The sequence below is a fragment of the Planotetraspora sp. GP83 genome (genome assembly GCF_041262585.1).
Taxonomy (GTDB): domain Bacteria; phylum Actinomycetota; class Actinomycetes; order Streptosporangiales; family Streptosporangiaceae; genus JAOEGB01.
Window position 1 is genome coordinate 254,176 of record NZ_JBGCBZ010000007.1, and the last position, 14,713, is coordinate 268,888.

The 14,713-nt window shown below is 71.7% G+C and carries 9 protein-coding genes; 7 read left to right on the top strand and 2 right to left on the bottom strand.

The window, feature by feature from the left end; all coding sequences use genetic code 11:
• Window positions 1-3 precede the first annotated feature (3 nt).
• The 7 genes from ABH927_RS13010 (at window position 4) to ABH927_RS13040 (ending at window position 7,731) form a co-directional block, all read left to right on the top strand.
• Window positions 4-948 (top strand): LysR family transcriptional regulator, encoded by a 945-nt coding sequence (locus ABH927_RS13010; protein WP_370021215.1) that lies wholly within the window; start codon window positions 4-6, stop codon window positions 946-948.
• A 114-nt stretch (window positions 949-1,062) separates the two neighbouring features.
• Complete coding sequence (locus ABH927_RS13015; RefSeq protein ID WP_370021216.1) at window positions 1,063-2,784, top strand: ABC transporter substrate-binding protein; 1,722 nt, start codon at window positions 1,063-1,065, stop codon at window positions 2,782-2,784.
• Complete coding sequence (locus ABH927_RS13020) at window positions 2,769-3,728, top strand: ABC transporter permease (RefSeq protein WP_370021218.1); 960 nt, start codon at window positions 2,769-2,771, stop codon at window positions 3,726-3,728. The genes ABH927_RS13015 and ABH927_RS13020 overlap by 16 nt, the downstream gene beginning before the upstream one ends.
• Window positions 3,725-4,618 (top strand): ABC transporter permease, encoded by an 894-nt coding sequence (locus ABH927_RS13025; RefSeq protein WP_370021220.1) that lies wholly within the window; start codon window positions 3,725-3,727, stop codon window positions 4,616-4,618. Before ABH927_RS13020 ends, ABH927_RS13025 begins: the two co-directional genes overlap by 4 nt.
• A complete protein-coding gene (locus ABH927_RS13030) occupies window positions 4,615-6,480 on the top strand; it encodes a dipeptide ABC transporter ATP-binding protein (protein WP_370021222.1) in 1,866 nt (621 codons plus the stop codon). The genes ABH927_RS13025 and ABH927_RS13030 overlap by 4 nt, the downstream gene beginning before the upstream one ends.
• Window positions 6,477-7,289, top strand: coding sequence for an SDR family NAD(P)-dependent oxidoreductase (locus ABH927_RS13035; RefSeq protein ID WP_370021224.1), 813 nt, complete (start codon window positions 6,477-6,479; stop codon window positions 7,287-7,289). The genes ABH927_RS13030 and ABH927_RS13035 overlap by 4 nt, the downstream gene beginning before the upstream one ends.
• Window positions 7,290-7,320: 31 nt before the next feature.
• Complete coding sequence (locus ABH927_RS13040) at window positions 7,321-7,731, top strand: ester cyclase (RefSeq protein WP_370021226.1); 411 nt, start codon at window positions 7,321-7,323, stop codon at window positions 7,729-7,731.
• On the opposite strand, the gene ABH927_RS13045 is transcribed toward ABH927_RS13040, so the two are convergent.
• Window positions 7,721-8,494, bottom strand: coding sequence for an SDR family NAD(P)-dependent oxidoreductase (locus tag ABH927_RS13045; protein WP_370021228.1), 774 nt, complete (start codon window positions 8,492-8,494; stop codon window positions 7,721-7,723). The genes ABH927_RS13040 and ABH927_RS13045 overlap by 11 nt on opposite strands.
• The gene (locus tag ABH927_RS13050; RefSeq protein ID WP_370021230.1) at window positions 8,491-14,709 is read right to left on the bottom strand and encodes a type I polyketide synthase; all 6,219 of its coding nucleotides are present in this window, start codon (window positions 14,707-14,709) and stop codon (window positions 8,491-8,493) included. The genes ABH927_RS13045 and ABH927_RS13050 overlap by 4 nt, the downstream gene beginning before the upstream one ends.
• Between the last annotated feature and the right edge of the window lie 4 nt (window positions 14,710-14,713).

Genomic DNA, 14,713 nt, shown 5'->3' on the forward strand with positions numbered 1-14,713 from the left:
GCTATGGGAGCACTGCTCGACCTGGTCCAGCTACGAACTTTCGTCGCCATCGCCGACTGTGGAGGGTTCGGCCGCGCGGCGGCCGCGTTGCGGACGAGCCAGCCCACCGTGAGCCAACATGTGCGCGGTCTGGAGCGGGTCGTCGGCCGGCCGCTGGTCGAGCGGGCGGGCCGGCTGACCAGGTTCACGCCGGCGGGTGAGACGCTGCTGGTGGAGGCCCGGCGGCTGCTCGCCGTGCACGACGACGTCATGTCCCGCCTCGGGGCCGGCCGGCCGTCGACGCTGACAATCGGAGCCATCGAGGACGCGGCGGGCCAGGTGCTGCCCGACCTGCTCGCCGCGCTGCTGTCCGCGTTGCCCGGACACGACGTCGTCTTCCGGCTGGATCGCAGCCCGATCCTCGCCGAGGAGACGATGCGCGGAACGCTCGACATGGCGCTGATCCTCGGCGCCGTGGCCAACGTGGGTGGGACGGAGGTGGGCTCCCTGCCGCTGCGCTGGCTGGCGGCGCCCGGCTGGTTCCCGCCTCCCATGGGCGCGCCGCTGCCGCTCGTCGCCTTCCAGGAGCCGTGCGGCCTCCGGCGCCAGGCCGTACGCGTCCTGGAAGGGCTCGGCTGGGAGGTGCGGATCACGACCGAGGCGGTCAACCTGGAAGGCGTCCTCGCCGCCGCGCGGGCGGGCCTCGGAGTCGCCCTGCTGCCGACGGCGTACGGCGTGCCGGACGGCCTGCGGGAGGTTCACGAGCTTCCGCCGCAGGGAGCCATGGGACTGTGGCTGGTCGGCAGGCAGGGGCTGGACCCGGCGATCACGGCGAACTCCGGTGACATCCTGCGCAAGTTCTTCTCGTCGGTGATGATTCCCTCCGTGCCCGCACCGCCGACCGATAAGCGATTCGAATTGAAATTGATAGAGAATTCGAATTGTTCCGCCGAGGTGGAAAGCGCATAACGGCGTTGACCGGTGCGGCCGAATATGGTGTGATCGCCGAAGCGGGAACCGGGCATGAATGTTCTCGCGCCATCCGCCTGTTTCGCCCGCCGTTCCGGCAGAGAAGGTCGCACCATGTCCTTGAGCGATGACGCAGCCACTCGAGTCGAGGACGAACCCGTCAGAAAGCGCGGCCGACTGCGGTCGCGGCGCCGGAACGTCGTGTTCTCCGCCCTGGCCGCCCTCGTCGCCGTCGTCGTCGTCCTCGTGGTGTCCCTCACAGGCCGGGACGACGACCGGCCGCCGGCGCGGGGCTCCGGCAACGCCGGGCCGGTGGCCGGCGGGACCCTCAGGTACGCCGTCGCCGGCACCCAGGTGTCGCTCGACCCGGCGGTGGCGGCCACCGCGATCACCGGGCTCATCGACCGGAACATCTTCGACTCCCTGGTGGTGCAGACCGGCGCGGACAGCTTCGGCCCCTGGCTGGCGAAGCAGTGGGCGGTCTCGGCGGACGGCAAGACCTACACCTTCACCCTCCGCGAAGGCGTGCGATTCCACGACGGCACTCCGTTCACCGCGCAGGCCGTCAAGGCGTCGCTCGACCACGTCGTGGATCCCGCGACCAAGTCGGCGTACGCGGCGTCGCTGATCGCTCCGTACGAGAAGTCGCGGGTGGTGAGCGACCTGGTCGTCGAGGTGACGCTCTCCCGGCCCTTCACCCCGTTCCTGCAGGCGCTGTCGGTTCCCTACCTGGGGATCCAGAGCCCGGCCGCGCTCGCCAAGCCGGTCGCTCAGTACGAACCCGTCGGGACCGGCCCGTTCTCCTACGTCTCGTGGGAGAAGGACAAGCGTGTCTCGTTGAAGAAGAATCCCGGATATTCCTCTCCGCCGGAGAACGCGTCCCACCGGGGCGCGCCTTATCTGGACAATCTGGTATTCGAATTCGTCTCCGAGGACGCCACCCGGTACGGCGCGCTGACGAGTGGTCAGGTGCAGGCGATAGCGGGCGTCCCGCCGGTCGACGCCGAGCGGTTGAAATCTCTTCCCGGATTCACGTTGAACGCCCAGGAAACGCCGGGGCTCAATTACAACCTCTATTTCAACCAGACGCGCGGGCCGCTTCGGGACGTCAGGGTCCGCCGGGCGTTCTCGGCCGCCATCGACGTCGAAGGGCTCGTCAAGAACATCTATTTCGGCCATTTCAAGGCGGCGAGGAATCCGCTCAGCCCGACGACCGCCGCTTACGACGCCGGCGCCGAGAGCGCCCGCGCGGCCTACGACCCCGCTCAGGCGAAGAGGCTGCTGGACGAGGCGGGCTGGACGAAGACCGACGCGGACGGCTACCGCGTCAAGGACGGCAAGACCCTCACCCTGGTCTGGCCCTTCTGGGCCGAGGGCAACAAGGAGCAGCGCGACGTGCTGGCCGAGGGGATCCAGGCCCAGGCCAAGCTGGCCGGGATCAAGGTCGACCGGCCGGCCGTGGACACGGGGACATTCGTCAGCAAGCACCTCATCGGCGGCGGCTACGACCTGATCGACGTCAGCTTCGCCAGGCCCACGCCCGACGTGCTCCGTTTCGCGTTCGCCTCCGGCAACACCTACGCCAAGGCGGGCGGCAACGTCGCGCTCGTCAGGTCGCCCCAGATCGATCACTGGGTCGAGGAGGCGGCGGAGACCTCCGACCTCGCGACGGCCGTCCGTGACTACTCCGCCGTCCAGACCGAGGTGCTCAAGCAGGCCTACGTGCTTCCCCTCTACACCCCCGTTCAGCTCGTGGGCCTGTCCGGCAAGGTGCGCGGCGTCACCTTCGACGCGCAGACCTACCCGGTCTTCCACGGCGCGTGGCTGGGGGCCTGATCTCCGTGCCGCCGCTGGCGCGCTGGCTGTCCCGCAGGCTCGCGCTGACCCTGGTGGTGCTGTGGGGGGCGGCGACGCTGGCCTTCATCGGCATGCGGCTGGTGCCGGGCGACCCGGCCCGCGTGATCGCGGGCGGGGTGCAGGCCCACGCCACGCCGGAGGTGCTCGACGCCATCCGCGAGCGGTACGGCCTGCGCGAGCCGATCGTCGTCCAGTACGCCGTCTTCCTCGGCAGGCTCGCCCGCGCCGACCTCGGCGAGTCCTACCAGCTCAACCAGTCCGTCGGCGGCGTGGTCCTGGAGCAGCTCGGAGCCACGGCCGCGCTGGCGGCGGGCGCCGCACTTCTCGGCTTCGCCCTGGCGCTGACCCTGGCCCTGCTCACCGCCGGACGGCCACGCGCCCGGGCGCTGTCCCGCGCGGTCGAGTTCTGCGCCATCTCGACGCCCAACTTCTGGATCGGCATCCTGCTGCTCACCGCCTTCTCCTTCCACCTGCGCTGGTTTCCCGTGCTGGGCGACGACGGCGTCGCCGCGCTCGTGCTGCCGTGGGTCGCCCTCGCGCTGCCGATCGCCGGCGTTCTGTCGCAGGTCACCAGGGAGGGGCTGGAACGCGCGCTCGACCAGCCGTTCGCTCTCACCGCCCGATCGAGAGGCGCGGCGGAGAACCGCATCCGGCTGCGCCACGCGCTGCGCCACGCCGCGCTGCCCGTGCTCACCCTCTCGGGCTGGGCGCTCGGCGAGCTCCTCGCCGGGGTCGTGGTGGTGGAGACCGTCTTCGCCCGTCAGGGCGTCGGCCAGGTCGTCGTCGCGGCGGTCAACGGCCGGGACTTCCCCGTGGTGACGGGAGTGGTGGTGCTGGCGGCACTGTGGTTTTCTTTGATCAACACCGGCCTCGACCTGCTCTATCGGGTCGTCGACCCGCGGATGCGGCAGGTCGCGCTGTGACCGTTCCCCAGACAGCCGCCACGGCTCCGCCGTACGACGACGGAGTCCGCGCCGCCGCGGCCCGGTCCCGGACGTCGCGCCGGCGCGTCCCGCGGCCCGTGCCGCTCCTCGCCGCCGCGTTCTTCATCCTGATCTTCGTGGCCGCGGCCTTCCCCGGCCTGTTCGCACACGGGCCGAATGTGGTCGATCCGGCGGCCGCGCTGCGCGGCCCCGGTCCGGGCCACCCCTTCGGCACCGACCAGCTGGGGCGCGACGTGTTCGCCAGGGTCGTCTACGGAGCGCGCCCCTCGTTGCTCGTCGGGCTGGGCTCGACGTTGCTGGCGGGTGCGGCCGGTTCCGTATGGGGGCTGCTGGCGGCGCTGGGCGGACGGGTCGTCGGCGAGGCCGCCATGCGGGTGGCCGACGTCTTCCTGGCGTTCCCCAGCATTCTGATGGCCCTTCTCGTGGTGGCCGTCCTCGGACCGGGCACCGGCCACGCCGTCGTGGCGATCACCATCGCCCTCGCGCCGGGCTTCGCCCGCATCGTCCGGGTCCAGGCCCTGGTCGTGCGGGGCTCGCCGTACGTGCGGGCCGCGATCAACCTCGGGCTGCCGCCCTCGCGGATCCTCTGCCGCCACATCGTGCCCAACGTGCTCGCGCCCCTGCTGATCCTCGCGACGCTGAACGTCGGCACCGCCATCATCGCGGGGGCGTCCCTCAGCTTCCTCGGGCTCGGTCCGCAGCCTCCCGATCCGGAGTGGGGTTCGATGCTGGCGCAGTCCCGCGACTACCTTGACGCGAGCTGGACCCTCGCGATCTTCCCCGGCGCGGCCATCACTCTCACCGTCATGTCCGTGTCCGTCATCGGACGCGAGCTGCAGGCCCGGTATGAAGGGCGGGAGTTCCGATGACCGGCCCGATGACCGATGCCGCGCCGGCCGAGCCGCTGCTCGCCGTGGAGCGACTCTCGGTCGACTTCACCACGCGGCAGGGTGTCGTGCGTGCCGTACGGGATGTCAGCCTCTCCCTGCGCGCGGGGGAGTGTCTCGCAGTGGTGGGGGAATCCGGCTCGGGCAAGAGCGTGACGGCGCGGGCGCTGCTGGGGCTGGCCGGGAGGACCGCGGACGTGCGCGCCGAGACCCTCTCGTTCGAGGGACGAGACCTTCGCCGGCTCAGCCCCGGGCAGTGGCGCAAGCTGCGCGGCCGTCGCGCCGGCTACGTCCTTCAGGACGCGCTGACCTCGCTGGATCCGCTGCGCAGGGTCGGGGACGAGGTCGCCGAGCCACTCGAGGTCCACGGCCTGGCGAGCCGGGACACCCTGGACGAGCAGGTCATCGAGCTGCTCGCGGAGGCCGGTGTGCCCGATGCGGACATGCGGTACCTGCAGTACCCGCACGAGCTGTCGGGCGGGCTGCGGCAGCGGGCGCTGATCGCCTCGGCCATCGCCGCGCGGCCGTCGCTGCTGGTCGCCGACGAGCCGACCACCGCGCTCGACGTCACCGTGCAGGCCCAGGTCCTCGACCTCCTGAAGGGCATGAAGGACGCCGGTACGGCGGTGCTGCTGATCAGCCATGACCTGGCGGTCGTGGCCCGGCTGGCCGATCACATCGCCATCCTCTACGGAGGCATGGTGATGGAGCGGGGGCCGGCGGCGACCTTGCTGGCGGCTCCCGCGCATCCCTACGCGGTGGATCTCCTGGCCGCCGTGCCGAGCCTGGACGGACCGGTGGAAGACATTCCGGCGCTCAGATCGGCTCCTCCAGCGGGGGACGGATGCCCCTACGCCCCCCGCTGCGCGCTGGCCGACGACCGCTGCGCGGCTGAGCTCCCGGCGCCCGTGGCGTACGGGCCGGACCGCATCGTCCGCTGCTGGCACCCCGTCGCGGACGAGACCGGACGCCGGCCGCGGCCCGCGCGTACGGCTCAGCCGCCCCCCGCGCGCGGCCGGGCGGTGGTCGCCGTTCGCGGCGTCACGAAGCGGTTCCGGTCGCCGGACGGATCTGCTGCCGGGGTTTGGCGCACCGCCGTCGACGACGTGTCGTTCGACCTGATGACGGGGGAGGCGCTCGGACTCGTCGGCGAGTCGGGGTCAGGCAAGAGCACCACCGCCAGGATCGTGCTGGCGGAGTTCGAGCCCGACGCCGGATCGGTGCACCTGGACGGGCAGGCGTGGAGCGGCCTGCGGGAACGGGATCGCCGAGCCCGGCGTTCCCGTGTGCAGCTCATCGACCAGGACCCGCTGAGCTCCTTCGACCCCCGCTTCACCGTCGAACGCGTCATCGGGGAGGCGCTGCCGCGCGATGCGGCACGACGCGGCGGGCGCGACCGCGTCGTGGAGTTGCTGGGCGAGGTGGGGCTCGACGCGAGTCTGCTCGGCCGGCGGCCGGGCCAGCTCTCGGGCGGGCAACGGCAGCGGGTGGCCATCGCGCGGGCTCTCGCCCCGAATCCCGAGGTGATCGTCTGCGATGAGCCGGTCTCCGCCCTCGATGTCACCGTCCAGGCCCAGATTCTCGCCCTGCTCGCCCGGTTACGGCGCGAGGTCGGGGTCTCACTGCTGTTCATCTCCCACGACCTGGGGGTCGTCCGCCAGGTGTGCGACCGGGTGGCCGTCATGAAGGACGGAGCGGTGGTCGAGATCGGGGAGATCGACACGGTGTTCCGGTCGCCGCGCGCCGCCTACACCCGCGCGCTGCTCGCCGCCGTCCCGCGGATTGCCGCGGGCCCGGCGGCGGGGAAACTCGCATCCGCCATGGACCTGAAGGGCTCGACATGACCGCAACCACCCCTGACCCCGACCACCAGGGCCCCGGCGCGTCCGGGACGCCGCGGGCCGTCGTCGTGACGGGCGCCGCCTCGGGAATCGGCCGCGCCGCGGTCGAGCTGTTCGCCGAACGGGGAGTCGGCGTCGTCGCGGTCGACCAGGACGAGCGCGGTCTGAAGGAGCTCTCCCGGCTCGACCAGGTGGTCACCCTGGCCGGTGACGTGTCGGTGGAGGCCACCAACCACGCCGCCGTGGCGCTGGCCGTCGAGCGGTTCGGCAGGCTCGACGCCGTGGTCCTGAACGCCGGGATCGGGGGGACGCGCCCCTTCGAGACGCCCGGCGCGATCGAGGCCGCCGACCGCATTCTCGCGGTCAATCTCCGCGGCCCGATCCTGGGCATCCGCGCCGCGGCTCCCGTCCTGCGCGCCGGAGGCGGCGGGGCCATCGTGGTGACCGCGTCGGTCGCCGGGCTGCGTGCCGACCCCGGCAACTGGGCGTACAACGCGTCCAAGGGCGCCGTGATCAATCTGGTCCGTGCCGCGGCCATCGACTACGCCGTGCAGGGGATCCGGGTCAACGCCCTCGCCCCCGGCCTGACCTGGACTCGGATCAACGCCGGAGTCCGGCAGGACCCGCTCCTCACCGCGGAGATCGAACGGCGCGTCCCGCTCCAGCGGTTCGCCGAGCCGCGCGAGCAGGCCGAGGCGATCTGGTTCCTGGTCTCGCCCGCCGCCTCCTACATCACGGGGACGACGCTCGTCGTCGACGGCGGTCTCGACGCCAGCCTCGGCATTCTGCCCCTGCCGGGAACACCCCGGTGACCAGCCCGATTCGAATCGAAAGGACCTGCCGATGAGCACGACGGAGACCAACCGCGCGGTGGCGAGGCGCTTCTACGAGGAGGCCGTCACCCAAGGACGTCTGGAGGTCCTCGACGAGATCATCGCCGATGACGCCAGGGACGGCGCGGGACCGGCCGGAGGAGCCGGCGGCCGGGACGGTTTCGTCCAGCACATCACCTGGCTGCGCTCGGCGGTCGAGGGCGTGACCGCCACGGTGACGGACACCGTCGCCGAGGGGGACCGGGTCGTCGTGTACTGGACGATCGAGGGAGTGCAGCGCGGCAACGTGTTCGGCGCTCCGCCGAGCGGACGGCGTTTCACCGGTCAGAGCATCAGCACGATCAGGTTCCGGGACGGCCGGATCGTCGAGTACGAGGTCCTCCCCGACCGCCTGGGCATCCTGGAGCAGCTCACGCTCTGACGGGTCCGCCCGGCGGGAGGAGCAGGCCGGTGTTCGCGGTCAGCCCGCCGTCCACGGGAAGGGTCACTCCGGTGATGTAGGAGGCGGCGGGCGAGGCCAGGAACCATATGGCCTCGGCCTGCTCGCGGGGACGCGCCCAGCGGCGCATCGGGATCCGCCGTGTCAGCTCGGCCGCGAGCTCCGGGTCCTCCCGGTGTACGGCGGTGCGCGGGGTGTCGGTGAGGCCCGGCGCCACAGCGTTGATCCGGATGCCCTGTGCCGCGTAGTCGATCGAAGTGCCTCTGACGAGGTTGACCACGCCCGCCTTGGTCGCGTTGTACGCCCAGACGCCCGGATCGCCCCCCAGCCCTGAGATCGACGCGGTCAGCACGATCGCGCCGCCGCCTCCTGCGCGCAGGACCGGCGCGGCGGCCCGGATGCCCAGCACCGGGCCGCGCAGGTTGACGGCGACCATCCGGTCGAATCGCTCGACCGCGCCCGGCGCCTCCAAAGGAGGCGTCGCACCGATCCCGGCGTTGAGCACCGCGGCGTCCAGCCGTCCGAACCGGTCGAGCGCCAGCTCGACGGCCACGACGTTGGTGGACTCCTCCGCCACGTCGCCGACGAGGGGCACGACGCCGTGGGACGCCTCCAGCTCGGAGAGCGCGGCTCCGGAGAGGTCCACGGCCACGACGTCGTACCCGCGCTCGGCGAACAGCTCGGCGCTCGCGCGCCCGATCCCGGCTCCCGCGCCGGTCACGATCGCCGACGGCCGGGCGGTCACACGTCCGGCCCGTCGATGTCGATCAGCATGCTGATCCAGGAGCGGATCGCCTGGGCGGTGGTGTCGGAGCTCTCCTCCAGGGTGCTGAAGTGGTCGCCCGGAATGTCCACGGCCTCGTGCGCCACCGGCCAGTACGCCCGCCAGTCCACGTCCGAGTCGACTGTGGTGCCCCGCAGGGGCTCGGCCGCTCGGAGCAGCAGGATCGGGGTCCGCACCGGTTTGGGCTGCCATCCGACGAAGAGGCGGTTGTAGGTGCCCATCGTCGTCAGCCTGTTGTCGTGCAGCGTCATGTCGAACCGGTCGATCCGCTCCAGCATCCCGCCGATCATGGCGGCCAGCCACCAGTCCATGCCCTCCCGCATGGCGGCGTCGATGGGGTAGCTGTCGATCAGCGCGAGCCCGGCGGGGAACAGGCCCTCATCCTCCAGCGCCACGGTGACCGCGTGCGCCACGCAGCCGCCCATCGAACGTCCGACGATCACGAACGGCTCGTCGCCCACGCTGCGGCGCAGCCCTTCCACGTTCATCTGGATCAGCGTCTCCAGCGAATCCGGCAGCGATTCGTCCGCCCCGTCGGTGAATCCCGGAGAGGGCACCACGTACACGTTCCGCTCGTCTCGGAAGGTCTGCCCGAACCGGGAGTACTCGTGCGGCCCGGAGATCGCGCTGAGCGCCGGAAAACAGACCAGCGAGACCCGGCCTGGCCCGGTGGCCAGCCGGATCGGGTCCAGCGCGTGCCGGCCGCGCTCCGACGCGCCGAACTGGCCCCGGATGTGGGAGGCCGCCAGCAGCAACTGCGCCGCCTCCACGTGCTTACCCGCATCGTGCATTCCCCGGTGGATCGCGGCCAGCCCCCCCGTGGCCTGCTTCGCGCCGGTACGGCCCGGCAGCCCGCCCGGTGCCGATGCCGTCTCGCCGAGCTCACCCGCCAGGAAACCGGCGATCGCCTGAGGGGTGGGGTGGTCGAAGGTGAGGGTGGCGGGGAGGCGGAGCCCGGTGGCGGTGTTGAGGCCGTTGCGCAGCTCGACGGCGGTGAGGGAGTCGAGGCCGAGCTCGATGAGTGCCCGGTCGGTGGGGATGGCCTCGGGGTTGGGATGGCTCAGCACGGTCCCGACCTCGGTGCGCACCAGGTCCAGGAGAAGTCGCTCGCGTTCGGGGTGGTCGAGTCCGGCCAGCCGGTCGGTGACCGAGGACGCTCCGCCGGCGGCGGTGCGGGCCACCGGCCGGGAGGACCGGATGAGCCCGCGCAGAAGCGGGGGTGGCGCCGAGTCCGTGACGGAGCCGAGGAGCGTGGGGACGAGAAGCGCGCTGGAGTGGCGACGGAAGACCGTGGTGTCGAAGAGGGCGAGTGCCTCGGCGGTGCTCAGTGGTCGCAGTCCGGTGCGGGCGATGCGGGCGTGGTCCGCAGTGCTGAGGTGGGTGGTGATTCCGGTGGCTTGGTCCCAGAGTCCCCAGGCGAGGGTGGTGGCGGGTTGGTGGTTGGCGGTGCGGTGGGTGGCGAGGGCGTCGAGGTAGGTGTTGGCGGCGGCGTAGTTGGCTTGTCCGGCTCCGCCGAGGAGTCCGGAGATGGAGGAGAAGCAGATGAAGGCGGTGAGGTTGTGATTGGTGGTGAGGTGGTGGAGGTTCCAGGCGCCGTCGATTTTGGGGGCGAGGACGGTGTGGAGTCGTTCGGGGGTGAGGTTGGTGATGGGGGTGTCGTCGGTGGTTCCGGCGGTGTGGATGACGGCGGTGAGGGGGTGGTCGGGGGGGATGGTGGCGAGGGTTTCGGTGAGGGCGTGGTGGTCGGTGACGTCGCAGGTGGCGATGGTGATGTGGGCGCCGAGTTCGGTGAGTTCGGTGTGGAGTTCGTGTGCGCCGGGGGTGTGGGGGCCGCGTCGGCTGGTGAGGAGGAGGTGGCGGATGCCATGGGTGGTGACGAGGTGGCGGGCGAGGGTGCTGCCGAGTCCGCCGGTGCCGCCGGTGATCAGCACCGTCCCCTCCGGATCCCAGGGCTGGGGGTCCGGTTCGGGTTCCGGCGCGCGGGCCAGGCGGGGAACCTGAACCAGCCCTTCGCGCAGGGCGAGCTGGGATTCGTCGGCGGCGAGAGCCGCGGGGACGGCCGTCGGCAGGGCGCCGACGGATCGAGGATCGTCGTCCAGGTCGGCGAGCAGGATGCGGCCGGGTTGTTCGGTTTGGGCTGATCGTACGAGGCCCCAGACGGGGGCGGTGGTGAGGTCGGGGGTGTCGTCGTTCTTGGCGGCGACGGCGTTGCGGGTCAGGACGAGGAGTCGTGTGGTGGCCCATCGGTCGTCGGCCGGCCATTGCTGCAGGGCGGCCAGGACCTGCTCGGTGTTGTGGTGTGCGCCGGAGACGGGGTCGGTCTGGCCCGTCACCGAGAGGACGACCAGAGCGGGGACGGGTTCTCCGGCTTCGACGGCGGCCGTGAGCGCGGCCAGGTCGGCGAACAGGGACGTCGTGACTCCCGCGCCGCGGAGCTTTTCGTAGAGCGCGCGCTCTCCCAGCACAGCCCATGCCTCCCGTCCGGCAGGAGCCGGGGCCAGTGGAGGCCATTCGACGTGGAACAGCGCGTTGGGCCTGGCCGGAGTGGTGGTGCGCAACTGATCGGCGGAGACGAGCCGGGCGACGAGCGAGTCGATCGAGATCACCGGCGCGCCGGTGGCGTCCGCGGCCTGCAGCGTCAGTGAACCGGAATCGGCCATCACCACCCGAACCCGGAGCGCCGTCGCACCCGATGCGTGCAGTCGCACGCCGTTCCAGGCGAACGGCAAGCGGTTCTGTCCCTCCGGCACATCGGCCAGGCCGCGCAACGCGGGCAGGTGCACGGCCGCGTCGAGCAGTGCGGGATGCACCCCGAAGGCGGCCGCGTCGGTTCGGTCGCCCTCTGGGAGGACGACGTCGGCGAAGAGTTCGTCACCGCGTTGCCAGGCGGCGCGGAGCCCTTGGAACGCCGGGCCGTACCGCAACCCCGCCTCGGCCAGAGCCGGATAGACCGTTTCGACCTCTAACGGGGTCGCATTCCTGGGCGGCCACACCGCGAAGTCGAAGCCGGGCTCCGCGTCGCTGTTCGCCAGTACGGCGGTGGCGTGCCGGGTCCACTCGGTGGCGGCGTCGCCGGGGCGGGAGTAGATGTCGACGGTGTGCCGGTCGGCGTTCACGATGACCTGGAGGTGGACGCCGTCGCGGTCGGGCAGGACGAGGGGGGCGTGGAGGATCAGTTCGTCGATGGTGGTGTGGCCGGTGTGGTCGGCGGCGTGGGTGGCGAGGTCGATGAAGGCGGTGCCGGGGACGATGACGGTGTCGAAGACGGTGTGGTCGGCGAGCCAGGGGTGGGTGGCGAGGGAGAGTTTGCCGGTGAGGACGGTGCCGTCGCCGTCGGCGAGGGTGACGGCGGCGCCCAGCAGCGGATGGTCCGCCGCGCCCAGGCCCAGTCCTGACACGTCGCTGGGTCCGGCGGGGGGTGGCTCGACCCACAGTCGTTCGTGCTGGAAGGCGTAGGTGGGCAGGTCGACGGTGGTGGGGGTGCTGTCGGTGTAGAGGGCCGCCCAGTTGACGGGGGTGCCTCGGGTGTGGAGGTGGGCGGCGGCGGTGAGCGTGGTGGCGACTTCGGGCCGGTCGCGGCGCAGGGCGGGGACGGCGGCCACACCGGGGTCGTCGCCGAGGGTCTCCTGGACCAGGGCGGTCAGCACGCCGTCCGGGCCGAGTTCGGCGAAGGAGGTGATGCCCTGGGCGTGGGCGGTGCGGATCACGTCGTGGAAGCGGACGGCGTTGCGCAGGTGGCGGGCCCAGTAGGCGGGGGAGGCGAGCTCGTCGGGGGTGGCCACCTGGCCGGTGAGGTCGGAGATGACGAGGATCCGCGGAGGGTGGAAGGTCAGGGCGGCAAGGGTGTCCTCGAACTCGGCGAGGATGGGGTCCATGTGGTGGGAGTGGAAGGCATGGCTGACGGTGAGGTTGCGGGTCTTGCGGCCCTGGGCGCGGAAGGCGTCGGCCAGGGCGTGGACGGCGGGGGCGTCGCCGGAGATGACCACTGAGGTGGCGGTGTTGAGGGCGGCGATGGTCACGCCGTCGGTGAGGGCGGTGGTGATCTCGTCTTCGGTGGCCTGGATGGCGGCCATGGCTCCGCCGCCGGGCAGGGTCTGCATCAGGCGGCCGCGGGCGGCCACCAGGGCGGTGGCGTCGGTGGCGTCGAGAACGCCGGCGATGTGGGCGGCGGCCAGGGCGCCGATGGAGTGGCCGGCCACGGCGGCGGGGGTGATGCCCCACGATTGGAGCAGCCGGGCCAGGGCGACCTCGACGGCGAACAGACCGGCCTGGGTGTAAACCGTCTGGTTGAGCAGTCCGGGCTCGGCCTCGCCGAAGACGACGTCTTTGAGGGGGGCCGGGACATGGCCGGCCAGGTGGCGGTCCAGGTGCTCGATGAGGGTGTCGAAGGTGGCGGCGAAGACAGGGAAGGTGTCGTAGAGCTGTCGTCCCATCCCGGTCCGTTGGCTGCCTTGTCCGGTGAACAGGAACGCCACTGCGGGGTTCCCGCCGACCGAGCCCGTCACTGTGCTCGGGAGGGCGCTGCCCGCGGCCAGGGCCCGCAGGCCCTCGGTGAGGTCGGCGCGGGCTGGGCCGATGACAACGGCGCGGTGGTCGAAGGCGGTGCGGGTGGTGGCCAGCGAGTGGGCCACGTCGGCGGGGTCGAGGTCGGGGTGGCGGTCGAGGTGAGCCAGCAGGCGGTCGGCCTGGGCGCGCAGGGCGGCGGGGGTGCGGCCGGAGATCGTCCAGGGGATGGCGGGCAGAGCCCGTCCCGGCTCCCGCTCGGGCCCGGCGTCGGCGGGGACGGCGTCGGCGGGTGCTTGTTCGATGATGATGTGGGCGTTGGTGCCGCTGACGCCGAAGGCGGAGATGGCGGCTCTGCGGGGGCGGTTGAGGTTGGGCCAGGGCTGGGTTTCGGTGAGGAGTTGGAGGGTGCCGGCCGACCAGTCGACGTGGGGGGTGGGTTCGTCTACGTGCAGTGTTTGGGGGAGGGTGCCGTGGCGGATGGCCTGGACCATTTTGATGATTCCGGCGACTCCGGCGGCGGCTTGGGCGTGGCCGATGTTGGATTTCAGTGAGCCGAGCCAGAGGGGGTGGTCGGTGGGTCGGCCTTGTCCGTAGGTGGCGAGCAGGGCTTGGGCTTCGATGGGGTCGCCGAGGGTGGTGCCGGTGCCGTGGGCTTCGACGGTGTCGATGTCGGCTGGGGTGAGGGCGGCGTTGTCGAGGGCTTGGCGGATGACGCGTTGCTGGGATGGGCCGTTGGGGGCGGTGAGGCCGTTGGAGGCGCCGTCTTGGTTGACGGCTGAGCCGCGGATCACGGCGAGCACGCGATGTCCGTGCCGTCGCGCGTCGGAGAGCCGTTCTACCAGGAGCAGTCCGACGCCTTCGGCCCAGCCGGTGCCGTCGGCGGCGGCGGCGAAGGCTTTGCACCGCCCGTCCGGAGCAAGCCCCCGCTGCCGGGAGAACTCCGTGAAACCGATGGGGGTGGACATCACCGTGACGCCGCCCGCCAGAGCCAGATCCGACTCGCCCGACCGGAGCGACTGCACGGCCAGGTGCAGCGCCACCAGCGACGACGAGCAGGCGGTGTCCACGGTCACCGCGGGCCCCTCAAACCCGAAGGTGTACGCGATCCTCCCCGACACGACGCTGCCGAGATTGCCGATGGCGAGATATCCCTCTAAATCCTCCGGCACCTGCAGGAATCGTGCACCGTAAGTGCGGTCGGCGAGTCCCGCGTACACGGCCGTCCTGCTTCCTCGCAACGGGACCGGGTCGATGCCGGCTCGTTCGAAGGTTTCCCAGGCGACCTCCAGGAGCAGGCGTTGCTGGGGGTCGCTGGCGAGTGCTTCGCGGCGGGAGATGCCGAAGAAGTCGGCGTCGAAGTCGCCGGGGTTGTCGAGGAATCCGCCGTGGCGGGTGTAGGTGGTGCCGGGGCGGTCGGGGTCGGGGTCGTACAGGTCGTCGGTGTTCCAGCCGCGGTCGGTGGGGAACTCGGCGATGGTGTCTTTGCCGGAGGAGACCAGGTCCCACAGGTCCTCGGGGGAGGCTACGCCGCCGGGCAGCCGGCAGCCCATCCCCACGATCGCGATCGGCTCCCTGGACCTGGCTTCCACCTGGCGCAGCCGCTTCTCGGCCTGCTTGGTCTCAGCGATCGAGCGCTTGAGGTATTCGCGCAGCTTGTCGTCGTTCGCCATCGCG